Annotated in this window: 19 protein-coding genes and 1 pseudogene; 12 read left to right on the forward strand and 8 right to left on the reverse strand. The window is 57.8% G+C overall.

What is annotated here, in order from left to right; all coding sequences use genetic code 11:
• The 3 genes from M9827_RS20005 to M9827_RS20015 form a co-directional block, all read left to right on the forward strand.
• Positions 1 to 2,170 (forward strand): type VI secretion system Vgr family protein (locus M9827_RS20005; RefSeq protein ID WP_250606781.1); only part of this gene is annotated, 2,170 nt, incomplete at its 5' end.
• Positions 2,167 to 3,714 (forward strand): hypothetical protein, encoded by a 1,548-nt coding sequence (locus tag M9827_RS20010; RefSeq protein ID WP_250606782.1) that lies wholly within the window; start codon positions 2,167 to 2,169, stop codon positions 3,712 to 3,714. The genes M9827_RS20005 and M9827_RS20010, both read left to right, overlap by 4 nt.
• Positions 3,715 to 3,721: 7 nt before the next feature.
• Positions 3,722 to 4,663, forward strand: coding sequence for a PoNe immunity protein domain-containing protein (locus M9827_RS20015; RefSeq protein ID WP_250606783.1), 942 nt, complete (start codon positions 3,722 to 3,724; stop codon positions 4,661 to 4,663).
• A gap of 6 nt (positions 4,664 to 4,669) precedes the next feature.
• Here the strand turns inward: M9827_RS20015 and M9827_RS20020 are convergent, their stop codons facing one another.
• Entirely contained in the window at positions 4,670 to 5,116 is a 447-nt protein-coding gene (locus M9827_RS20020; protein ID WP_250606784.1) for an NUDIX hydrolase, read from the reverse strand.
• 437 nt (positions 5,117 to 5,553) lie between these two features.
• Between M9827_RS20020 and M9827_RS20025 the strand changes: the two genes are divergently transcribed.
• Entirely contained in the window at positions 5,554 to 5,982 is a 429-nt protein-coding gene (locus M9827_RS20025; RefSeq protein WP_250606785.1) for a nuclear transport factor 2 family protein, read from the forward strand.
• A 177-nt stretch (positions 5,983 to 6,159) separates the two neighbouring features.
• On the opposite strand, the gene mqo is transcribed toward M9827_RS20025, so the two are convergent.
• Positions 6,160 to 7,815 carry a malate dehydrogenase (quinone) gene (mqo, locus tag M9827_RS20030; RefSeq protein ID WP_250606786.1) on the reverse strand — a complete coding sequence of 552 codons (1,656 nt, stop codon included), beginning with the start codon at positions 7,813 to 7,815 and terminating at the stop codon, positions 6,160 to 6,162.
• A gap of 472 nt (positions 7,816 to 8,287) precedes the next feature.
• Here mqo and M9827_RS20035 point away from each other — a divergent pair, with 472 nt between their 5' ends.
• From M9827_RS20035 to M9827_RS20045, 3 genes are all read left to right on the forward strand, one after another.
• Positions 8,288 to 8,719, forward strand: coding sequence for a nuclear transport factor 2 family protein (locus M9827_RS20035; RefSeq protein WP_250606787.1), 432 nt, complete (start codon positions 8,288 to 8,290; stop codon positions 8,717 to 8,719).
• A 159-nt stretch (positions 8,720 to 8,878) separates the two neighbouring features.
• Positions 8,879 to 10,114: an ATP-binding protein gene (locus M9827_RS20040; RefSeq protein ID WP_250606788.1), complete on the forward strand. Its 1,236-nt coding sequence runs from the start codon at positions 8,879 to 8,881 to the stop codon at positions 10,112 to 10,114.
• Complete coding sequence (locus M9827_RS20045; protein WP_095047488.1) at positions 10,111 to 10,608, forward strand: hypothetical protein; 498 nt, start codon at positions 10,111 to 10,113, stop codon at positions 10,606 to 10,608. The genes M9827_RS20040 and M9827_RS20045 overlap by 4 nt, the downstream gene beginning before the upstream one ends.
• A 60-nt stretch (positions 10,609 to 10,668) precedes the next feature.
• On the opposite strand, the gene M9827_RS28025 is transcribed toward M9827_RS20045, so the two are convergent.
• Together M9827_RS28025 and M9827_RS28030 are read right to left on the reverse strand one after the other, a co-directional pair.
• Positions 10,669 to 11,532, reverse strand: a complete 864-nt coding sequence (locus M9827_RS28025; RefSeq protein WP_442967405.1) for a methyl-accepting chemotaxis protein — start codon at positions 11,530 to 11,532, stop codon at positions 10,669 to 10,671.
• Positions 11,527 to 12,282: pseudogene (locus M9827_RS28030) on the reverse strand (MCP four helix bundle domain-containing protein); the annotation flags it as partial. The gene M9827_RS28025 and the pseudogene M9827_RS28030, both read right to left, overlap by 6 nt.
• A gap of 245 nt (positions 12,283 to 12,527) precedes the next feature.
• On the opposite strand from M9827_RS28030, the gene sodC reads away from it, so the two are divergent.
• The 3 genes from sodC to M9827_RS20065 all read left to right on the forward strand — a co-directional run bounded on the left by sodC (position 12,528) and on the right by M9827_RS20065 (position 14,006).
• Positions 12,528 to 13,049, forward strand: coding sequence for a superoxide dismutase [Cu-Zn] SodC (gene sodC, locus M9827_RS20055; RefSeq protein WP_250606790.1), 522 nt, complete (start codon positions 12,528 to 12,530; stop codon positions 13,047 to 13,049).
• Between the two features lie 160 nt (positions 13,050 to 13,209).
• On the forward strand, positions 13,210 to 13,524 hold the full coding sequence (locus tag M9827_RS20060) for a DUF2388 domain-containing protein (protein ID WP_007919602.1): 315 nt from the start codon (positions 13,210 to 13,212) through the stop codon (positions 13,522 to 13,524).
• A gap of 80 nt (positions 13,525 to 13,604) precedes the next feature.
• On the forward strand, positions 13,605 to 14,006 hold the full coding sequence (locus tag M9827_RS20065) for a hypothetical protein (RefSeq protein ID WP_250606791.1): 402 nt from the start codon (positions 13,605 to 13,607) through the stop codon (positions 14,004 to 14,006).
• Here the strand turns inward: M9827_RS20065 and ligD are convergent, their stop codons facing one another.
• Genes ligD through M9827_RS20080 form a run of 3 tightly spaced genes read right to left on the reverse strand, consistent with a single transcriptional unit; the run spans position 14,007 to position 18,957 of the window.
• Positions 14,007 to 16,598, reverse strand: coding sequence for a DNA ligase D (ligD, locus tag M9827_RS20070; protein ID WP_250606792.1), 2,592 nt, complete (start codon positions 16,596 to 16,598; stop codon positions 14,007 to 14,009).
• 17 nt (positions 16,599 to 16,615) lie between these two features.
• On the reverse strand, positions 16,616 to 17,569 hold the full coding sequence (locus M9827_RS20075) for a methyltransferase (protein WP_250606793.1): 954 nt from the start codon (positions 17,567 to 17,569) through the stop codon (positions 16,616 to 16,618).
• A gap of 11 nt (positions 17,570 to 17,580) precedes the next feature.
• Positions 17,581 to 18,957 (reverse strand): iron-containing redox enzyme family protein, encoded by a 1,377-nt coding sequence (locus M9827_RS20080; protein WP_250606794.1) that lies wholly within the window; start codon positions 18,955 to 18,957, stop codon positions 17,581 to 17,583.
• Between the two features lie 315 nt (positions 18,958 to 19,272).
• Here M9827_RS20080 and M9827_RS20085 point away from each other — a divergent pair, with 315 nt between their 5' ends.
• Positions 19,273 to 19,731: an REP-associated tyrosine transposase gene (locus M9827_RS20085; protein ID WP_250606795.1), complete on the forward strand. Its 459-nt coding sequence runs from the start codon at positions 19,273 to 19,275 to the stop codon at positions 19,729 to 19,731.
• Between the two features lie 92 nt (positions 19,732 to 19,823).
• On the opposite strand, the gene M9827_RS20090 is transcribed toward M9827_RS20085, so the two are convergent.
• Complete coding sequence (locus M9827_RS20090) at positions 19,824 to 20,591, reverse strand: tellurite resistance TerB family protein (RefSeq protein ID WP_250606796.1); 768 nt, start codon at positions 20,589 to 20,591, stop codon at positions 19,824 to 19,826.
• A 259-nt stretch (positions 20,592 to 20,850) separates the two neighbouring features.
• Between M9827_RS20090 and pcsA the strand changes: the two genes are divergently transcribed.
• Positions 20,851 to 21,573, forward strand: a complete 723-nt coding sequence (gene pcsA / locus M9827_RS20095; protein WP_105709010.1) for a phosphatidylcholine synthase — start codon at positions 20,851 to 20,853, stop codon at positions 21,571 to 21,573.
• The last annotated feature ends 127 nt before the right edge of the window (positions 21,574 to 21,700 follow it).

Consider the following 21,700-nt stretch of genomic DNA (forward strand, 5'->3'; position numbering starts at 1 on the left):
GGTCAGCGCCCGCCCCGACCTCAAACTCGAAGAGCTGCTGCACAAACCCGGCGTCCTGGCCTTCGGCCCGACCGGCGAAGGCAAGATCCACGGTCTGGTGTATCGCATCGAGCAAGGCGACTCCGGCAAGACCCTGACCCGTTACAGCCTCAGCCTGGTGCCGCAACTGGCCTACCTGCGGCACAACCACGATCAGCAGATTTTCCAGCAACTGACCGTGCCGAAGATCATCGCTCAGGTCCTTGAAGATCGCGGCATCCTCGCCGACGCCTACAACTTCCAGCTCGGTGCCGAATACCCGGAACGCGAGTACTGCGTGCAGTACGACGAATCCGACCTGCATTTCATCCAGCGCCTGTGCGAAGAGGAAGGCATTCACTTCCACTTCCAGCACAGCAGCAGCGGCCACAAACTGGTGTTCGGCGACGACCAGACCGTGTTCCGCAAACTAAAAGCCGTGAGCTACCAGCAAGACTCCGGCATGGCCGCCGACAAACCGGTGATCAAACGCTTCAACCTGCGTCTGGAAACCCGCACCACCCGCGTCAGCCGCCGCGACTACGACTTCGAAAAACCAAAGATCCTCCCCGAAGGCGCGGTCAAAACCGACTTCGCCCCGGACCTCGAAGACTACGACTACCCCGGCCGCTTCACCACCCGCGAGCGCGGCAAGTTCCTCTCCACCCGCGCCCTCGAGCGTCATCGCAGCGACTACAAACTCGCCGAAGGCAAAGGTGACGAACCGACCCTCACCAGCGGCCATTTCCTCACCCTCGCCGAACACCCGCGCGCCGAATGGAATGACCTGTGGCTGCTGCTGGAAGTCTTCCACGAAGGCAAACAACCGCAAGTGCTCGGCGAAAACGTCACCAGCGACGTCACCGACCACAAAAGCGATTTCCACCAGGGCTACCGCAACAGCTTCCTCGCCACCCCGTGGGACGCGCACTACCGCCCTGCCCTTGAACACCCGAAACCAAAAGTGCTCGGCAGCCAGACCGCCGTCGTCACCGGCCCCGCAGGCGAAGAGATTCACTGCGACCAATACGGCCGCATCAAGGTGCAATTCCACTGGGACCGCGACGGCCAGGGCGACGACAAAACCACCTGCTGGATGCGCGTCGCCAGCGGCTGGGCCGGCGCAGCATACGGCGGCATCGCCATCCCGCGCATCGGTATGGAAGTCCTCGTCACCTTCCTCGAAGGCGACCCCGATCAGCCACTGGTCACCGGTTGCCTGTACCACAAGGAAAACGTCGTCCCCTACGACCTGCCGGCCAACAAGACCCGCAGCACGTTCAAGACCCTGAGTTCACCGGGCGGCAAGGGCTACAACGAGTTCCGCATTGAGGACAAGAAAGGTGTAGAGCAGATCTACATCCATGCCCAGCGCGATTGGGACGAGAACATTGAGCACGACCAGAAGATTCGCGTCGGTAACGAACGGCATGACACCGTTGAAGCCAACACGCTGAGCGAGTTCAAGGTTGAAGAGCACCGGATTACGCATCTGGATCGTAAAAGCGAAATCCGCGCGGATGATCACCTGACGGTTGGCGTGACTCGACACCTGAAAGTCGGCACCGCACAGTTTGTCGAGGCCGGCAGCGAGATCCATTACTACGCCGGTGACAGAGTCGTCGCCGAGGGTGGCATGGAACTCACGGCCAAGGCTGGCGGGAGTTTCGTCAAGGTCGACGCCGGCGGCGTGACCATCAGCGGTGCCGAAGTGAAGGTCAACACTGGCGGCGCGCCGGGCGTGGGGACCGGCATCGCCATTCTTGCTCCGCTGATTCCCGGACTGGCCGCGACTGACACGGCCGGCAACTTGATGGAACGGGCCAAAACCAATCCCACCTGGCTTGAACTGAACCTGCACTACGACAATCTCGAACCCGTACCCGGCGCGTCTTATCGCGTTGAATTCGCCGATGGCTCGACTCGCGAAGGTGTGCTCGACAGCGACGGATTCGCCCGGCTGGAAGACGTGCCAAAAGGCCCCGCGAAAGTCTATTACGGTGAAGACCCACGTCCCTATGAGCGTCCGGCTGTGGCCGTGGTTGACGCTTCTGACGACAAAATCGACGAAGATCTGCGAAAACTGGGTTTCGACCCCGCCACCGTTGATCTACAGGCATTGGTCGAAAAAGCCGCAGGGAGGCTGGCATGAGCGCACAAACAAGCAGCAACGACGACCGCACCGGGGCTTATCAGGAAGCGGCTATCGAACTGGGCAAAGGCATTGCGATGGGTGCGGTGCCGTTTCTGGGCCAGGCCATTGACGTGTACGACACCATTGAATCCGCCGTTCTGCTGTACAAATCGGACACGCCCGGAGCCAAGGAAGATGCCCAGTTCGATTTGCTCCTGGCAGTGATCGGCTGGATACCCGGCGCGGGTGACGGCTTGAAAAAAAGCATGCGTATCGTCAACCGCAACCCTCAACGATTCGCCCCGGTGTTGTTTGATCTGCTGCGGTTCGTCTTGCAGGAATGCGGCATCAAGACCAGTCCGGAAGAACTCCTGTCACGGATTTTCAACGCCGGCAAACTGCGCGCGGAAATGGACGACATTATTTCCGCAATCAGGAGTTCCTCTGTTTATAAGGGCTCGCCGGGTTGGGTTCAAACCGCCGTGGTGACCGTACTCGCTACCGCCCGAGACAACATGCCGGCGATGCTTGGCATCGTTGAAAAACGCCTGATCAAATGGAAAGGCATGCAGCGCAACAGCTCCGCCGCCTCCGTCTCCAGTCACCCACGACGCGGGGAAAAACCCGCCAACCGCGATTCCACCGTCGGCACCCAAGGCAAGGACGGCGCCAGCGGCACCCATTCCAACCGCGTCGAATCCTCCAGGGTCGGCGTTCAGGCGCCTTCGAGCATTTTGAATGAAGGCCTGGGCGTCAGCGGCGAACATATCGCCGATTACATCTGCGCAGTCGAGTTCGGCTGGGGCAAGGATTGGGATGGACATGACAAGGGGGCGGATGGCAAATGGCTGGAGGGGCTGCCAAGTGCCACGAAAAAAGGAAAACTGTCGAAAGGTGGAAGTCCGAAAGCCAGGCATGTTCTCTACAAACTCACAGACGGAGCCAATGGTACGGGGATTGATTCCGTCTGGCGCGCAGACCCGGCCAATAATCAGGGGAAGACATTCGCAATTGTTGAAGCGAAAGCCAGTCGTGATGAGGATGGCCCCAAGTTCATGCGTAAACCGAACAATACTCGTACTCCCGGCATCTCCTCAAAGCTTGGCGCAACCGGACTGCCCGACACGGATACACTGCTTGAACCGCAAGATCCGGTACAGGCTGCTCCCGCCGAAAAAAGCAGAGGTAAACGGGCTAAAACGAAACAACCGACCCCCTCGGCAGATAAGAAAGCCAAACCAACAGCCGCGAGAAGCACGGAAATTCTTGTTCAAATGAGCAAGGAGTGGATCCAGAAAAACATTGGAAACGCCGTTCCGTTGCGACTGGTAGATCAAGTCTCTGCCTCATATAGTCGTCATCTTTTTTATGCGCCGCTCTTCCATCCGAAATGGGGTCCTAAAGAACATGCGGAAGCTCGTCTGAAGAACAGTGATGAGCAAACCCATAGAAACCACTCGGCATTTCATTACAAGGACTCGGAAGTAAAAGCTTTTGTAAACAAGCGCAAAAAATCTCTTGCCGCGAAATACGGGGCGCAACCTTCCTTGAATCTTGAGTAGAGCGGCCATGAAGAAAAGACAAAAACTCCTTAGCGACGCTCAATATGTGGAGTTTCTCGCCTACAGCGTTGACACCGAGGAATTCTGGAGAAACAACACCTTTGAATCTGACTCCCCGGAACAGGAAGCCTCTCTGCGGGCGAATCACTTCAAGACAGTTGCGTTAAAAAAGCTGCTGATCTCCTACACCGCCGGCGTCGATATTCCAGAGTTAGAACCCCTGCTTGAAGACCTGATTTCAAAATATGAAGTACGTCAGCAAAAACTGGCAGCGTTCGAACAGATCGCGAACATCTCTCCACTGGCTATCGACAGCTGGCTTGACGAATATGAGGAATGCGTCCAAGTAATAAGTTTGTGTGTCCTGCTCCACCGCACTGATCTTCTGAAGCGGTTCACAAGCTTGTTGGACAATGCCGGCTTCAAGGGAGAGGACGCACTTTACGAAGATCTTCTCTGCAAAGTTTTGCCTGATCGAGACGATGTTGATGAGTGGTTTCACGATGTCTACACGCCGTTGTTACAGGCGATTTACGCAGACGAAAAAGAAGAAGCTTCCGAGCTGCTACTGACCTATTGCAAACAATGGTATCCCGCATTCCGGCATGCGCCTTGGCACGACGCTCATCTACAGGGAGAGGACGGGAACTACGTGGGCTACTGGGCGTTTGAAGCTGGCGCCGTCGCATTTTTGTATGGCATCGATGATCACGCCGTCGACCATATGGTTTATCCGAAAGATCTGGTCGACCACGCGAGAAATCATCAAAGCCCACGAATGACACAAGTCGGCCGAATCGTTGCCGGCGATGCATGCAGCCGAACCGGCTACTGGTTCACGCCCGCTCAGGCGAACTCCCGTCGTCATTTCCAACAGGGTGAACTCATGCCGAAGATCAATGACTCCCGCTGGGGCGATACGCTTTGGTATTGGTCGGGGGAAGCGTGAGTAGATTCAGCTGAGCAATCCGGCGCTTTTCAGCAGTTCGTGCAAGCCTTTCGGCACCAGGGGCGCCTGCTCGCTGAAGCTTGAGCTGTCATGCCAACGCGCGGTGAAGGGCGCGCCGTCGCTTTCATGGCCATCGATCTGTGCGTGGTCGTAGACGCCCGGATCGATAAACGTCGCGTCGTATACCTGGACAATTTCGTGTCCCGGTTTGCCGTTGTAAACGAAAAGACTTTCGAGTGTGCCGAGCAGACGCATGTCCGTCATGGACAACCCCAACTCCTCCTGCACTTCACGCACGATGGTTTCGGCGCTCGTCTCGCCGAATTCGATGCCGCCGCCGACGGGCCGAAAGCAGGTTTGCTGGCTGACCGGGTCGCGAAATTCGTTAACCAGAATTTTGCCGTTGTGATGAAAAACGCAAAGTGCGAGCGCGCGAATGCGGTGTTCGGCCATGACTGAAGTCCATTTACAGGTGTAGGGCGCGGCATTTAAACATGCTTTGCGCGACACACCCGTGGACGTCACTGGAAAAGGGTCGCTTCAGACCGGAGAAATCGTTGCGAGCAGGCCGATCAGAATGGTCAGTGTCAGAAAGCCACCCAGAAAAAACGCCATCTTGTTCATGTTGCTCTCCTCAATGCTGAGCTTGCGGTGCACTGGGCGCTTCGGGATGAAGAACTGCCGCGAGTGCCGAACCGTGGGGCTATTTTGAGCAGATGACTGAGCCGGTAACAGAGGCAGATCCAGTGAAATAATACGGATCAGATGCGCATCTGATCCGCATGGGCCATGGCCCGGTATTCAGATCGCGGCACGAGGGTTCAATTTCGGCGTGGTTGATCTAGAGTCATTGCCGTCGCGACAACAACAAGAAAAATCCTGGAGTGAACATGACCGACCTGAACCTGCAACCCAACGTCGCCGCATCGCTGGGCAAATGGCACGAAATGATCCGCACCGGCAACCTCAGCGCCCTGCCCGGCCTGCTCGACCCGCAAGCCGTGTTCCGCTCGCCGATGGCCCACACGCCTTATCCGGGCGCACCAGTGGTGTCGATGATTCTCAACACGGTGTTCGAGGTGTTTGAGGATTTCCGCTATCACCGTGAACTGGCGACTGCCGATGGCTTGAATGTGATTCTGGAGTTCAGCGCCAGGGTGGGTTCGAAGGAGTTGAAGGGGATCGACATGATTCGCTTTGATGAGAACGGGAAGATTGTCGAGTTTGAAGTGATGGTGCGGCCACTCAGTGGTCTGCAGGCCTTGGGCGAAGAGATGGGTCGGCGGCTGGGGGCTTATCTGGCCAAGGCCAAATCCTGAGCACATGAAAGCCCTGTAGGAGCTGCCGCAGGCTGCGATCTTTTGATCTCGATCTTTCAAAAGCAAGATCAAAAGATCGCAGCCTCGTTTCACTCGACAGCTCCTACAAAACGCTTTGCCAGAAAAAAGCCCACTGACCGTCGCCGGTTCAGTGGGCTTTGTGTGTCAGGGTTCTAGTTACAGAGCCATGTCACGTGCAGCGTTTTCCTTCGGAGCTTCAGCTTTCTGAGCTGCAGGTGCAGCCGGAGCAGCCGGAGCAGCCGCCTGACCGATCACTGGAGGTGTCGGCAATTCGAGGATCTTGGCGGTGTAAGCCCACTCTGCAGCCACTTTGGCTGGATCGTTGTTCAGCTGAGTGCCGTAGCTTGGAACGATCTGGTGCAGCTTGGTTTGCCACTCAGGAGTAGCCACTTTGTCTTTGAAGACTTTCTGCAGCACGCTCAGCATGATCGGTGCAGCGGTCGACGCGCCTGGCGATGCGCCCAGCAGACCGGCGATGGAGCCGTCTTGTGCAGCAACGATTTCGGTGCCCAGTTTCAGCACGCCGCCAGCGGCTTCATCACGCTTGATGATTTGCACGCGTTGGCCGGCTTGCCACAGGCGCCAGTCTTCGGCTTTGGCGTTCGGGAAGTATTCCTTCAGCGCGTTCAGACGGTCTTCATCCGACAGCATCAGTTGGCCAGCCAGGTACTCGACCAGCGGGTATTCCTTGATGCCGACCTTGGTCATAGGCCAGATGTTGTGGGTGGTGGTGCTGGTCAGCAGGTCCAGGTACGAGCCTTCCTTCAGGAACTTGGTGCTGAAGGTCGCGAACGGGCCAAACAGGATGACGCGCTTGCCGTCCAGAACACGGGTGTCCAGGTGCGGAACGGACATCGGTGGTGCGCCAACCGACGCTTTGCCGTAGGCCTTGGCAAGGTGCTGTTCAGCGATGGCCGGGTTATCGGTCACCAGGAACGAACCACCAACCGGGAAGCCAGCGTATTCCTTGGCTTCCGGAATGCCCGACTTCTGCAGCAGGTGCAGTGCACCGCCGCCCGCGCCGATGAACACGAACTTGGCGTCGGTTTCGGTTTTGCTGCCGTCTTTCAGGTTTTTGTAGCTGACGCGCCAAGTGCCATCGGCATTCTTGGTGATGTCCTGGACTTCGCTCGACAGTTTCAGATCGAAGTTAGGCTTGGTCTGCAGGTACGCAGCGAACTGGCGGGTGATTTCGCCGAAGTTCATGTCGGTACCCAGCGGGCTCCAGGTGGCCGCGATTTTCTGGTTCGGGTCACGCCCTTCCATCATCAGCGGGACCCACTTCTTGATCACAGCCGGGTCTTCGGAGTACTGCATGCCGGCGAACAGCGGGCTCGCCTGCAGGGCTTCGTAGCGCTTTTTCAGGAACTTGATGTTGTCATCGCCCCACACGAAGCTCATGTGCGGAGTGGTGTTGATGAACGAGCGAGGGTTCTTCAGAACGCCTTGCTGAACCTGCCAGGCCCAGAACTGACGGGAGACCTGGAACGCTTCGTTGATCTCGACGGCTTTCGGGATCGTTACGTTGCCTTTGTCGTCTTCCGGGGTGTAGTTCAACTCGGCGAGCGCCGAGTGACCGGTACCGGCGTTGTTCCAGCCGTTGGAGCTTTCCAGGGCGACGCCGTCGAGGCGTTCGACCATTTCCATCGACCAGCTTGGCTCCAGCTCATTGATCCACACACCGAGGGTGGTGCTCATGATGCCGCCGCCGATCAGCAGGACGTCGACTTTCTTTGCTTCGTCAGCATTGGCGGATGTCATCCCCATCGCCAAAGCCAGACCCAGCAGGGCTGTGTTCACTTTCTTAAACATCTGTTGCACCTATGATAAAACGCCTTCCGCCCGCCGCTGTTATCTGTATGCGATCCGCTTTGATGACGCTCAGGCTCGCGTCGCAGATTCCGGCACACTTCAATTTTGACGGGTGGGCACACAAGGCCGACATGCTGCATCGACCTCAGTTAATGTCCCTTCTGAACTGACTTCTTATCATTATTGGCTCAGCTACTTGAGCGACAGGGATTCCGTCAGCCCGCCCGAAGGCAAGCAAACTGAATAAGGTCAAACCAAGTTGGCGCGAAGAATATCACGTCAGGGCAAACCCGCGCGTCTGTTCCCGACTTGAGAGTCTTTTTCCGCTCTGGACACTATCGGCCGACGAAGGCTGAACATGACCCCCGACGACCAACGCTTTGAAGCAATGCCTTATCCAAAGATTTTCTGCTAGGTTGTACGATAACTGACGAACACAGTCATCAACTCATAACAACAAGGAAACTACCTCATGACCAAGACCCGACTCCTGATCGGTTTTCTCTGCGCCTTCAGCGGCTACGCCATGGCCGCCTCTGCCCCGGCGGAAAAGGATGTCGCCCAAGCGGTGGATCATCTGACCCAGGCGATGCTGCACAAGGACATCGCCGAACTGAACGCGCTGACCGCGCCCAACCTGACCTACGGCCACTCCAGCGGCAAGATTCAGGACAAGAAGGAATTCATCGCCGACATCGAAACCGGCAAGAGCGCGTTCAAGACCCTGGAAATGCAGAACCAGACCATCACCCTGTCCGGCGACACCGCGCTCGTGCGCCATCACTTCTCCGCACAGGCGTTAAAGGGGACAGAGGTGGTGCCGACCGAGATCGAGAATTTTCAGATCTGGCAGAAACAGCATGGCAAGTGGTTGCTGGTGGGGCGGCAGGCGTTCAAGTTCTGATTGATAAAAAGGACTCCGCCTGAAATGAGTAGAGGCAGAGTCCTTTCCCACAAAAAACTGGCGCTATACCTGAGTCGTCGCATTTCCCACTCCTGTTTCCATCCCGCCCTGATATGCTGCACCGCTATACCGCATCAGCTCGTCTCTATGGAGTGATCAATGACCCGACTACGCGTCAAGCATTTTGGCCCTATCCGTAACGGTGTGAAGAACAATGGCTGGATAGAGTTCAAACGTGTGACCGTATTTGTGGGCAATCAGGGCTCGGGGAAGAGCACATTGGCCAAACTGTATTCAACCTTCTCGTGGATTGAAAAGGCACTGGTGCGAGGCGACTACGACGCAAAATGGTTTGAACGAAAAAATAAATTCATCAAGCCCTACCTCATGTATCACAGGCTCGAAAATTATCTTTCTGCGGATACTGAGATCGAATACGAAGGTGAAGCCTACGTAATCCATTATTTGCGCGGACAGCTGCATGTCAGTGAATTGAAAGGCAGAAAATATCACCTGCCTCAAATCATGTATGTGCCTGCAGAACGCAATTTCATCGCCTACGTCCGGCACCCCCGGGAATTGAAGCTTTCTTCTGATTCGCTGAAAGAGTTTTTGACTGAGTTCGACGCGGCGAAAGCCAATATGAAGGGGGCACTACGCCTACCGATCAATCAGGCGGAACTCGAATACGACAAACTGAATGACATACTCAACATCCGCGAATCAGACTACAAACTGAGATTGGCTGATGCGTCCAGTGGTTTTCAATCAGCTGTACCGCTACATCTCGTGAGCCACTACTTAGCCAACACCGTTCAAGAGCGAAGTGAAGAGCGGCAGGAAACCATGAGTACCGAAGAGCTGGAGCGTTTCAGAAAGGAGGTTGTGGAGATTTTTTCCATCGACTCACTGACAGAGGAACAACGCCGTATTGCTCTCTCTGCATTGTCAGCAAGGTTTAACAAAACTGCTTTTATAAACATTGTTGAAGAACCCGAACAGAATCTTTACCCACGATCACAATGGAGCGTTCTGCAAAGCCTTCTTCAGTTCAATAACCAAGGGGAAAACAACCGTCTGGTACTGACAACTCATAGCCCTTATGTGGTGAGTTATCTGACGATCGCTGTGCAGGGCAAACATCTGCACGACAGCATATTGGAGAAGCGCGCAGAGACCCTGCTAACCAGCCTCGCCAAAGTAATACCCCTGCACGCGTTGGTAGACGCTAATGAACTGGCGATTTATCAAGCCGATGAAACAACTGGAAGCATCGAAAAATTGCCCATGTCGGGAGGCATTCCGTCGGACCATAACTACCTCAACGAATCACTTCGTGAAGGTAATGATTTGTTCGATCAACTTCTCGATATCGAGGAGGCATTGGAGGCGTGAATTTCCTCAATGCTCAATGTCAAAGTGGCCCTTACCACCAAGAACGGTTTGGCCTGTGCGACAACACATCGCGTCCTGTCGCCTACGCCGATCCAGAGTCAGAAGAGACCTGGATCGCCACAGTCAAAAACCCGGATAGTAAAGCGGTCCTTTTCACAGCCATCGACAAATGCGTGATTGGTGACACTGAAGAACCGGGTCGAGGTCGATGTGACTGCATGCTGACCACAAATAAGCAGCTTTACTTGGTTGAGTTGAAAGAAAGAGGCGGTAGCGCATGGAAAAATCATGCGATTGAGCAGCTCGAGTCGACAATTCAATTTCTGCAGACAACGCATGGTGAGGAGTATCTGGATAACTTCAGTCCTAAAAAAGCGTTCGTTTGCAATCGCAAGAAAAAGCCCTTTGTCACCATTGAAACAGATAAAAAACAACATTTCTTCAGAACATATAAATTCAAACTGGACATACAAACGACGGTACTTATCGTCTGAAAGCATTCCTGTTACCTATTTGCCTGACATTCAACTCAGGTTCGGGTCATTCCCCCGCTTTCACAACCGAAACCGATCCACCGACTGCGCCAACTGCCCCGCCAGGCTCGACAACTCATCTGTAGTATTCGCTGTTTGCCCGATCACCCGGCTGTTGCCCTCGGACATTCCGGCAATCATTTCCACCTGATGGGCAATTTCGTTACTGGCCTGGCTCTGCTCGCCAATCGTGCGGGTGATGTCGTTGACCAGTTGTGTCGTGCTCAACGTCGCCTCGAGGATTTCACGAATCGCTCGCTCGACATCCGCCGTCACCGCCATGCCCTTATCGACCTGCGCGACGCCCGCCTCCATGCTGCTGACCGCCTCGCGGGTGCTGTGCTGAATGCGCGCGACCATTGCGGCGATTTCCTGGGTCGAGGCGCTGGTGCGTGCCGCCAGACTGCGCACTTCGTCAGCCACCACTGCAAACCCCCTGCCCTGTTCCCCGGCCCGGGCCGCTTCAATGGCGGCATTGAGCGCCAGCAGGTTGGTCTGGTCGGCAATGCTCTTGATCACTTGAATGATGTTGAAAATGGCTTCGGATTCCTTATCCAGCGTGCGGATCACCTGGGCCGACTGTTGCGCTGATCGAGCGATATCGTCCATGTCGCTGACCACTTGATGAATCACGCCGCCGCCCTCTTTGGCCAGGGTTTCGGCCTGACTGGCCATGCTCAGTGCGCGTTCGGCGTGGCGTGTGATTTCCTCGATGCTTGCAGTCATCTGGCTGGCGGCCGCCGCCATGGTGCCGGCGGCCACGCTTTGTTGCTGGCTGCTGTCGGCGACCTGATGGCAGCCGTGGCTGAGTTGTTCGCTCATGCCGCTGACACCGTGAGCATTGCGCCGCACCACATCGATCATGTTGCGCAAGTCGCGCTGCATGGTCGCCAATGTGCGGATCAGGACACTGGCTTCATCCTTGCCGGACGGCTCGGCGATCGGCTCGCTGAGGTTGCCGTGGGCGATGCTTTCGGCGATACGGCTGGCGGCCTTCAACGGCCCCAAGATGCTGAGAATGACCCAGCGCCCCTGAATCAGGAGCAGCACAAGACTGGCGATCAACACCACGCCGAGCGCGACGTTGGCGCTGTGGATGGCTGATTCGGTACCTTCGCTGGTCTGCCGGGTATTGGACTCGATCAACTCGCTCAAAGCGGCCATTTGTTCTTCGAGCTGACTGAATGCCGATTTGAAGGTGCCCAGTTCCTGCTGAGCGGCATCAGGATTGTCCAGCGCCAACCCGACGATCCGCTCGCCGGTATTGATGTAGGTATCGAGGCTCGGCTTGATCTGCTCCAGCGCTGTGCGCAATGCCGGGTTGATCGGCAACTTGAGGTTGTCTTCAAGCACCTCACGAAAATGCCCCGCATGCTCGTTGATCGAATCGCGCACCTCGGGCGCCGTGCTGGTGCTTTTGCCCAAACCCACCAGCATTGCCGAATAGACATCGGCGCGCAGGGCGTCGTGCATCATGTCGGCTTCCATGTGGTTGCGCAGCGCGCTCATGCTGACCGCGTTATCGCTGACCGCGGAGGCCATCCGCTGATTGCCGACGTAACTGACCAGACTCACGATCAACGCCGTCAGCAGACTTGTCACAATCAGCAACACTAAACGCAGTTTGATCGACACCGGATTTTCCTCTCTCGTTACGCCCGTAAGCGCTTGTCAGCCTTCAGTTAAGCCTATTTGCGCAGGTCTGCCGCGCCAGAGCGTGTCAACAGGTGTCGGTACGCTGGCTAAACGCAGCAAAACTTTCGGATTGCGCGGCAAGTCTCACTTTGCAACGCAGGCGGATGTGCGTTCATCGCCGGTTAATGCCGGCAGGCTATTGAGTCCGTCGTTCTGAACACTCTTGCAGCAAAAGGAAAATGCTTATGAAACGCGCATTGTGGTTGGGTTTGCTCGGCACCTTGGCCATTGGAACCGCACAGGCGGCGACGGAAAAAGTCGCCATCAATCTGGTCAGCGCCGACGGTGCGCCGCAAGCGATCGGCTCGGTCACCATCAGTGAGACGGCGTATGGCCTGTTGTTCACGCCCGAGCTGAAATCCTTGCCGGCCGGTGTGCATGGCTTCCATGTGCATGAGAACGGCAGTTGCGAGGCCGGCATGAAGGACGGCGTGAAAGGCGCTGCACTGGCCGCTGGCGGACATTTCGACCCGCAAAAAACCGGCAAGCACCTCGGCCCGTATGCTGACGGTCATTTGGGTGACCTCCCGGCGATTTATGTGACTGCGGACGGCATTGCCAACTATCCGGTACTGGCGCCGCGCCTGAAAAAAATCTCCGAGATCAAAGGCCACGCGCTGATGATCCACGCCGGGGGCGACAACCACGCCGATATGCCGAAACCACTGGGCGGTGGCGGCGATCGCATGGCCTGCGGGGTGATCTGACTCATCGCAGCTTGAAAAACGGGCAACCCGCCATGGCGTTGCCCGCATCTGTTTTGCAATAACTCAGACTTTTCGGCACCACGGAACTCCCGTCGCGCGCGCCCCTCTCACTTTATGTAGACCTTCCCTTTTTGCTTCGCGCTTGTGGAGGAACACCGTCATGCGCAAGTTAGTGCTCATTTCTTCCTTACTCTTATGCCTGCCTGTCGGTTCGGCGTTGGCCCGCGTCGATGCGGGTGATGTCGCCACCTCAGCGGGTGTCTCCGCGTCGCTGTACTCGACCTTCAAGGATCACAAAATGGTGATTCCAGCCCGTGACGACTTATCTGCATTTGTCGCCAGTGGCGGGGCCATTCGTGGGGTTTATCTTGAATCGGTACTGCAGCAGGCTCGCCAGGACAATCCTGGCCTCAACGCCAGCGATGAAGATCTGGCCAACGCGATTCTGGTGCATTACGAAGGCCTGAATCAGTAGTCTTCACGGAAAAAGCAGGCGATGGATGGCCGCTGAAGGCGCATAGGCAAAAATGTCCGACGGCCTCTATGATGGAGGCCATGACGACTTCTGTGCCCTTGCGCTCCCCTTGCCCGCCCGGCGCCTGCATTTGCGGGCGCGACCCATTGCTGGAGACACCTGGCGCGGATTTGCGCATCCTGCGTCTGACCCGGGACGAAGAGAAGCGTCTGCTTGCTCGCCTCGAAATGCTCAAAGACCTGAATGACCTCAAACATCTGCAACAGCGGATGTTTGAGCAATTGGGCATCCGCGTCGACGTCGCTCCCGGTTTCAACGAAGTGCGCACCATGCGTGGCATAGCGATTCAGATCGAAGAGTTACCCGGCCTGTGCCGCAAGACCCGCGCCGCAATTCCGGCCGCCATTCGCCGCGGCCTGGAAAACCACCCGGAAATCGCCTTCGAACTACTCAATGCCCACGACTTGCTGCGGGACACCTGATCACTTCTTCAGCCCCAGCCGTTTGCGCATCTCGGCGGTGATGCTCTGGCGGGTTTTCTTCAAATCGGCCCATGGCTCGTCGCCAACCTCCGACAACCGCTCATGAACGTTGTGCACGTTCCACTGATTGCCGCCCTTGATCTCGGCGACTTCTTCGCGAAACAGCGGCACGGAGACCGGCAAGCCTTCGCGGGTGCGCGCGGCGTAAGCGCAAATGGTGGTGGCGCCCAGACCGTTGCGCAGGTAATCGATAAAGATCCGCCCGACGCGGTTTTTCGGCCCGGACACCGCAGAAAAGCGGTCCGGCAACAGCTTGGCGATATGCGTGACGATGGCGTGGCTGAAGTCCTTGACCTCGTCCCAGCCGAGTTTGCGGGTCAATGGCACCACCAAATGGATACCCTTGCCGCCGCTGGTTTTGAGGAACGCCTTGAGGCCCAGTTCATCGAGCACGGTCAATGTCAGCGCCGTCGCCTCGACCATGCTTTTCCACGGCAGCGCCGGATCCGGGTCGAGGTCGAGGACGAAGCGATCGGGTTTGTCCAGGTCAACCGTGGTCGCGTTCCAGGTATGCAGTTCAACGGTGCTCATCTGGACCGCACCGATCAGCGCCTCGGCGTTGTTGATCAGCATGACCGGTTGCCCGGTGACATCCTTGTCCAGCGTGGTAATGCCGGGGATCGCCAGGCGTTCGGCGTTTTTCTGGAAGAACAATTCGCCGGCGATGCCGTCCGGGGCGCGCACCAGTGCCACCGGACGATCCTTGAGCTGTGGCAGGATCCACTCGGCAACACTGGCGTAATACTCGGCCAGTTGCATCTTGGTGGTACCGCTGACCGCATCAATGACGCGATCCGGGTGAGTGATGCGCACCTTGCCGTTGGCCAGTCCAAGTTGTGACGGCGCGGTTTCTGCGCTGCTCGCCGGGGCTTTTTTCGGCGCTTTCTTCGTGGCTGATTTCTTCTCTGCAGTCTTCACCGGTTTCGCTCGCTCCTCAGTGATGGCTTTGGCCGGTTTGTCATTGCGCAGGCCATGGAACACGGCGTGGCGCACCGAACCGTCCTTGGTCATTTCCGCAAACGCGACTTCCGCCAGCAATTTCGGCTTGAGCCAGTGCACGCCTTTGACCTCGAAGCCGCTGGGTGGATTGACCACTGCAGCCGTCTTCACCTGCAACGGTTTGAGCTGGGCCAGAATGCTTTTCAACGTCGCCTCGTTGAAGCCGGTGCCGACCTTGCCGGCGTAACGCAACTCGCCACTGTCGCGATCATGCAGCCCCAGCAACAACGCGCCAAAGGCACTGCGTGAACCCTTCGGATCGGTGTAGCCGACGATGACGAACTCCTGGCGGTGTTTGCACTTGAGCTTGATCCAGTCGCTGCTGCGCCGGGATACATACGGCGAGCCGAGGCGTTTGCCGATCAGGCCCTCCATCTGCATCTGGCAGGCGCTGTTGAGCAGCGCATCCGGGGTTTCGTCAAAGGCTTCTGAGAAGCGCAGCAGCGGTTGTTCATGACTGCCGAGCACCGTGGCCAGCGCGGCGCGACGTTCCTCGACCGGCACTTCGCGCAGGTCGACACCGTTGAGATACGGCAGATCGAACAGGTAGTAGAGGATGTTACCGCTGCGCCCGGCTTCGAAAGCATTTTGCAGGGCCTGAAAATCCGGGACGCCGTGTTCGTTGGCGACGACCATTTCGCCGTCGAGCCACGCCGATTCCAGTCCCAGCGCGGCCAGAGCGGCGGCCTGTTGCGGCAGCTTGTGTGTCCAGTCATGGCCGTTGCGGGTGAACAACTGCACTTGATCATGATCGATGCGCGCCATAATCCGGTAGCCGTCGAATTTGATCTCGTAACTCCACTGCCCTTGCGGCGCACTGTCGACCAGCGTGGCCAGTTGCGGCTTGAGTTGCGTCGGCAGTTTGGCCTTGTGCGCCCCCGTGAGCTTGCCGTTCGGGGTCTTGCGCGTTTTTGCTGCGGGCTTTTTCAGCGGTTTGCTGTGCTCGGCGGCCAGCTTTGGTTTGGTGACGAGCGTGCGTTCGCTCAACACGCTGTCCGGTTCGGCTGCCAACACATCGTAGTCATCCTGCGGCCGTGCGGCGCCGTCCTGATGCTTGATCAGGAACCACTGCTCCTTCTTGCCCGGCATGTGCGTGCGCACCAGGTTCCAGATACCGCCGAGCTTCTCGCCTTGCAGCTCGAACTTGAGCTTGCCCTTGGCGTAGGCCTCGTGCGGATCTTCCAGTGGAATCCACACGCCACGATCCCAGACGATCACATCACCGGCGCCGTAATGCCCTTGCGGAATGTTGCCTTCGAATGTCGCGTAATCCAGCGGGTGATCCTCGACATGCACCGCCAGCCGCTTGACCTTGGGGTCGAGCGACGGCCCTTTTGGCACCGCCCAACTCTTCAGTGCGCCATCGAGTTCCAGGCGAAAGTCGTAGTGCAGGTGCGACGCGTCGTGCTTCTGAATGCAGAACTGCAAAGCATGCTCGGCAGCGGTTTTACGTCCAGATCGCTTGACAGCGGCCGGTTCCGAGGTCGCTGAAAAATCGCGCATGCGGTTGTAGTCGTCGAGGTTCCTGTTCATCGTGCACCTGCCTTGTTTCAGCCCATTCGGGTCACGGTCAGCGCCACCACTGCGATGCGGTCGACCCGTTGATACCCGGGGTTGAGCAGTTCTTCGCCGAAGACATCCGGGTCGAGTTCGCGGTACGTCCAGCCGAAGCGCTTTTCATCCAGGCGTGGCAGCACGGTGTCGAGGAACGGATCGCGACCGTCGACCATCGCCACACCGGTGTAGAGCAGCAGTGAACCGCCGGGCGCCAGTCGATTCAGTGCCTGTTCGACGATGCGCAGCGACAGCCCCGCCCCGAGCGTACCGCCACCGTGGCGATAGGCGCGCTCCGCCGGATCGGCCATGTACGGCGGGTTGGCGACGATCAGGTCGAACTCGCCGTCGACGCCCTGCAACAGATCACTGGCGCGCACTTCGACATTGGCAACTTCCGCCAGCGCCGCATTGATCGCGGTCAGACGCAGCGCCGCTGGGTTGATGTCCAGCGCCAGCACTTGCGCCTCGCGTCGGGCGCGGCCGATCAGAATCGCACCGACGCCAGCGCCACAACCGATGTCCACCGCACGATGGATTGGCGCGAAGTTCTGCTGCAGGTGGGTGTGAATCAGTTGCGCGAAACGGTAGGTGTCGGGGCCGAAAAACACCGCGTCAGCGGCCTCGGTGGGGAACGCCGAATGCACGAACAGCAAATCATCCAGGCTCGACCAGCGCACCCGACTCTTCAGCTCACCTTCGTAGTGATCAATGATCTGCGCGTCTTGCAGTTGCCGCTGTTCATCGGCCGACAGCAACCCCGGCGCGAACGGACGCGACCAGCCGAACACATCGCGCAAAGTGTCGGCCATCTGGCCCTCGTCACGCTGATTGACCCGTTGATGGGTCAACGGCGTCGGGGTGACGAACCGATATCCATCTGCCAACAAGCGCCGGCCCAATTGCAGTAGCACGAGGTCGTTGGGGCAGAGTTGTTCTTCCTGATTCATCGGCAAGGTCCTTAAGGCAAACGGGATTTGAGTTCGATAAAACGCCGGGTGGCGAGCAGCCCGGCCGGGTGTGCATGGCGGGCCGGGGCGAGCCAGGGGATCAGAATCGCCATTTGCGCCAAGGCATCCTGACCTTGCAGCGCGGCATTGAGCGCCTGTACATCGGGATCTTGCTCAAGCCCTTCGATGGGCGCTGCCGTCTGACTGTGCCGTCGCATGGGTCTGGGTTTATCCGATGAGGTCCAGTCGCCGGCAATCCAGTCGTGCACCAGTTGTTTTTCGTAGGCATTGAACACGCCAAACATGGCCGCACCGTCGCCCGCGATCAGTTGCCAAAAACGGCTGGCCTGGGGATCTTCGTGGCGTTTGATCCAGCCCTTGTTCTGCAATGCCTGGAGGAATCCGGGCAATTGCTCCGGTGCCGCCAGCCACTGATTGACGGTCTGCCCTTCGAAACGGCAGTAATCGGAGTGCATGTGCTGAGCGAATGGGCATTTGCGTTCAAGCATCGCCAGCAACTCGTGCTCAAGGTCGAAACCGTCGATGATCGCGCGACTGCCCTGCCCCAGATCGTTGAGCCGATAGCCCAGCGCTACCCGACGCAGAAACTCGGCTCGATCGGCCTCGAGCGGCAGCAGGTCAAGCGCCGCCTGCACGGCTTTTTGCGCATGGCCGGTGCTGGCGTTGTCGATGGTCACATGGAGGGTGAAATAGTACGGATCGATGCCCAGCTCACTGAGTTCGTAGCTGCTGATCAACAGGTGCAACGGCAGTTGTTCGTAACCGAGGTTGTAGCCGATCACTTCGGGCAGATAATCAGCACCACAGACACCGAGGGCCAATTGAATTGCGCCTTGCAGGTAGCGTTCATCGTCGATGGCACTGCTGTCCTGCAGATCGTGCTCGGCGAGCAATTTCTGGTAAATCACCACGTGGTTCTGCGCCGGATTGCCTTCGCCCAGTTCTTCCAGAAAGGTTCGCAGCAGGCCTTGGTGACGCGGGTCTTGCCAGCGCGGCAACAGACCATAAAGCCATGCACCGTCGACCAGTTTGGTCGGTGCCACCGCTTGCAGGAAATACAGAGCCTGCGCCTTGCCACGAAAGAATTGCCGAGGCCCACCGGCCTTGCGCTGTTGCAGATAGTCGGCGTATTGCCGGGCGACATCGGCGCAATGTTCGGCTACCCAGGCGTGCCATGTCGTCGGATCTTCGGGCAGCGAGTCGGTAAGCTGCGCGGCGTGTTGCAGTTGCTCCTGCAAAAACGCCTGCGCAAGGTCTTGCGGATTGTCTTCGCGCAACAACGCTTCATAGACCTGGCGGATGTTCCCGGCAGCGTTCATCAGGAGCGGTTGGGCAGGCGCAGCCTGCAGGGGGGTCAGGACAGTCATGGCAAAATTCTCGGTCGGTTGGCAGGACGCTGTTCCACACGCCTCTACAGCAGCAGAGAGGCGGCGCCTGCGAAAAATTCAATCGACGTGAAAATTGCCCGGACGGACGGCCACCTGCGCCGTCTTCGCATACACCGCAATCCCCTGTAGGAGCTGCCGAAGGCTGCGATCTTTTGATTTTGATTTTAGAAAACAAGATCAAAAGATCGCAGCCTTCGGCAGCTCCTACAGGGTTACATCCTGCAATGGGTTTGACCGGCGTGAGAGCGAGGGCTGGCTAGAGTTCGAGAATGATATTTTTTGGAGGGCAAAGGAATGCCTGCTGCTGCAAAGGCGTGTGGATTGCGTAAGGGGCGTTATAGCGAGGCAGGACGTATTTATCTGCTCACCGCCGTCGTTCACGAACGTCAGTCGGTGTTTTCGGATTGGCGTTTGGGAAGACTGCTAGTAGAGCAAATGCGTGCAGCCAATGACGATGGAATGGTTCAGTCACTGGCGTGGGTTGTGATGCCCGATCATCTGCATTGGCTGATTGAATTGAAACACTGTTCGTTGGCAGCGCTCATGTGCCGCGTCAAATCGCGCAGTTGTCGCTCGATCAATCTCAAGCGCGGCAGTCAGGGAGGGATATGGCAGCGCGGTTATTACGACCGGTCGTTGCGTCGCGACGAAGATCTAAAAGCGGCTGCCCGATACATCGTTATGAACCCGTTGCGCGCCGGTTTGGTTGGGCGTGTGGGGGACTACCCGTTGTGGGATGCAATTTGGCTATGAAGATCAAAAGATCGCAGCCTTCGGCAGCTCCTACACGGAATGATGGACACCCTGTAGGAGCTGCCGAAGGCTGCGATCCTTTGATTCTGCTTTCAGGCCTGACCCTTGGCCTGCTGTTCCAGGTGCACCTGCAACTGCGGGTCGATATTCAACGCGGCTGCCAGCTCGTCCAGATAGGTGCGTTCGGCGTCCTGCTGGTCGTCCACCAGCATCACGCTGGCCAGGTACATTTCGGCGGCGACAGCCGGGTCACCGTTTGACGCTTGCGCCACTTCGTCAGGGTCCAGCGGCTTGGCGACTTCAGCGTCAAGCCATTGCTGTAATTGCGGATCATCGGTGTGTTTGCCGATTTCGCTGCTGATCAGGTGTTTTTCGGGTTCATCGATACGACCATCAGCCTTGGCCGCCGCAATCAACGCGCGTAGCACCGCGTGGCTGTGTTCTTCTATTTCCGGGCCGGCAAGAAGGTTAGCCGTTTGCGGCGCTTGCTGCGGTGCCGCACTCGCCTGGTTGCGTTGCCAGGCCTGATACGCCTGGAACGCCATCATGCCCAGCGAGGCCAGCGCCGCGTAGTTGGTGCCTCCCGAACGGTTTTGCGTGGCGCCACCGCCGCCCAGCGCCCCGCCCAAGGCGCCGCCCAGACCACCAGCGCCTCCAAGCAAACCGCCGAGCAAGCCGCCTAATCCGCCAAGCCCGCCAGCCGCAGAGCCACCGCGTGTGCCAGTGGAATCCGCACCACCGAGCAATCCACCCAGTAACCCACCTAAACCGCCCGAACCAACGCCGGCGGACGCTGAAGATTGTTGCCCCGCCGAGGCCCGGCCTTGCAGCAGTTGTTCGAGCAAATCGCTGGTGTTCATGACGTCATCCTCAAGCATTGGCAGTCACTGCATCTGGCAACAATAGACCCGTGCGGCCATAGCGCCAGCACCGTTTGGCTGGTGCTCGAAGCTCTGACGGATTTCGCCCGCGTATTTTTTTGCCGGCCAGCTAAGATTGATCAGTGGTGAACCTTATCCCGGCCAGACCGGTCGATAGCTGCAACCCCGACCCGGTTTGCCGGCGCCCTTCCCGCCAAGGGTAATACCCGGCTTGCTTCACTTTCTGGAGAACGCCCCCGTGATATCGACCGTACACATCGCCAGGCTCAAAGCATGGGGCGCCCATGGTTTTACCGCGACTGGCGTGGTCACCGCTTTTCTGGCCACCCTCGCCCTGTTGGAAAACCAGCCGACCCATTGCCTGATGTGGCTGGGCGTGGCGCTGATTGTCGACGGCCTCGACGGCGCACTGGCGCGCAAGGTCAATGTGCAATCGGTGCTGCCGAGCTTCGACGGTTCGATCCTCGACCTGGTGATCGATTACCTGACCTATGTGTTTATTCCGGCACTGTTCATCTATCGCTACATTCCGTTGCCCGACTACACGTTGCTGCTGACCGTGTCGCTGATTCTGGTGTCGTCGCTGTTCTGCTTCTGCAACGTCAATATGAAGAGCAAGGACAACTACTTTGTCGGGTTTCCGGCTGCATGGAATGTGGTCGCGCTGTGCCTGTACATCATCGGCCCGGGGCCGTGGATCACCTTCCTGACGGTGATAGGCCTGGCGCTGCTGACGGTGACGCGGATGAAGTTCCTGCACCCGTTCCGGGTACGCCGGTTCATGCCGATCAACATTGCGGTGACGGCAATCTGGCTGCTGTGCAGCCTGTCGCTGGTGCTCAACCATCCGGTGATCAATCCGTTGGTGATGGGCTTGTGGCTGCTGATGTCGGCGTATTTCCTGGGGATCTGCATCTGGCGCACGGCGCTGGAATGGTTTGAGCGGCCGCAGGTGAAATAGGCTCAACTACCAAAATACCTACCCCTGTGGGAGCGAACCTGCTCGCGAAGACGGAGTTTCAGACAACATCTTTGTTGAATGACATACCGCTTTCGCGAGCAGGCTCGCTCCCACAGGGGTCTCCATC

The sequence above is a fragment of the Pseudomonas sp. AKS31 genome (assembly GCF_023634765.1).
Lineage (GTDB): Bacteria > Pseudomonadota > Gammaproteobacteria > Pseudomonadales > Pseudomonadaceae > Aquipseudomonas.

Bases quoted from the DNA above. Each gene is read 5' to 3' on its own strand.
- M9827_RS20010 (WP_250606782.1), top strand. From the start codon at position 2,167: ATGAGCGCACAAACAAGCAGCAACGACGACCGCACCGGGGCTTATCAG.
- M9827_RS20015 (WP_250606783.1), top strand. From the start codon at position 3,722: ATGAAGAAAAGACAAAAACTCCTTAGCGACGCTCAATATGTGGAGTTT.
- M9827_RS20020 (WP_250606784.1), bottom strand. From the start codon at position 5,116: ATGGCCGAACACCGCATTCGCGCGCTCGCACTTTGCGTTTTTCATCAC.
- M9827_RS20025 (WP_250606785.1), top strand. From the start codon at position 5,554: ATGACCGACCTGAACCTGCAACCCAACGTCGCCGCATCGCTGGGCAAA.
- mqo (WP_250606786.1), bottom strand. From the start codon at position 7,815: ATGTTTAAGAAAGTGAACACAGCCCTGCTGGGTCTGGCTTTGGCGATG.
- M9827_RS20035 (WP_250606787.1), top strand. From the start codon at position 8,288: ATGACCAAGACCCGACTCCTGATCGGTTTTCTCTGCGCCTTCAGCGGC.
- M9827_RS20040 (WP_250606788.1), top strand. From the start codon at position 8,879: ATGACCCGACTACGCGTCAAGCATTTTGGCCCTATCCGTAACGGTGTG.
- M9827_RS28025 (WP_442967405.1), bottom strand. From the start codon at position 11,532: ATGCAGCGCGACTTGCGCAACATGATCGATGTGGTGCGGCGCAATGCT.
- sodC (WP_250606790.1), top strand. From the start codon at position 12,528: ATGAAACGCGCATTGTGGTTGGGTTTGCTCGGCACCTTGGCCATTGGA.
- M9827_RS20060 (WP_007919602.1), top strand. From the start codon at position 13,210: ATGCGCAAGTTAGTGCTCATTTCTTCCTTACTCTTATGCCTGCCTGTC.
- M9827_RS20065 (WP_250606791.1), top strand. From the start codon at position 13,605: ATGACGACTTCTGTGCCCTTGCGCTCCCCTTGCCCGCCCGGCGCCTGC.
- ligD (WP_250606792.1), bottom strand. From the start codon at position 16,598: ATGAACAGGAACCTCGACGACTACAACCGCATGCGCGATTTTTCAGCG.
- M9827_RS20075 (WP_250606793.1), bottom strand. From the start codon at position 17,569: ATGAATCAGGAAGAACAACTCTGCCCCAACGACCTCGTGCTACTGCAA.
- M9827_RS20080 (WP_250606794.1), bottom strand. From the start codon at position 18,957: ATGACTGTCCTGACCCCCCTGCAGGCTGCGCCTGCCCAACCGCTCCTG.
- M9827_RS20085 (WP_250606795.1), top strand. From the start codon at position 19,273: ATGCCTGCTGCTGCAAAGGCGTGTGGATTGCGTAAGGGGCGTTATAGC.
- M9827_RS20090 (WP_250606796.1), bottom strand. From the start codon at position 20,591: ATGAACACCAGCGATTTGCTCGAACAACTGCTGCAAGGCCGGGCCTCG.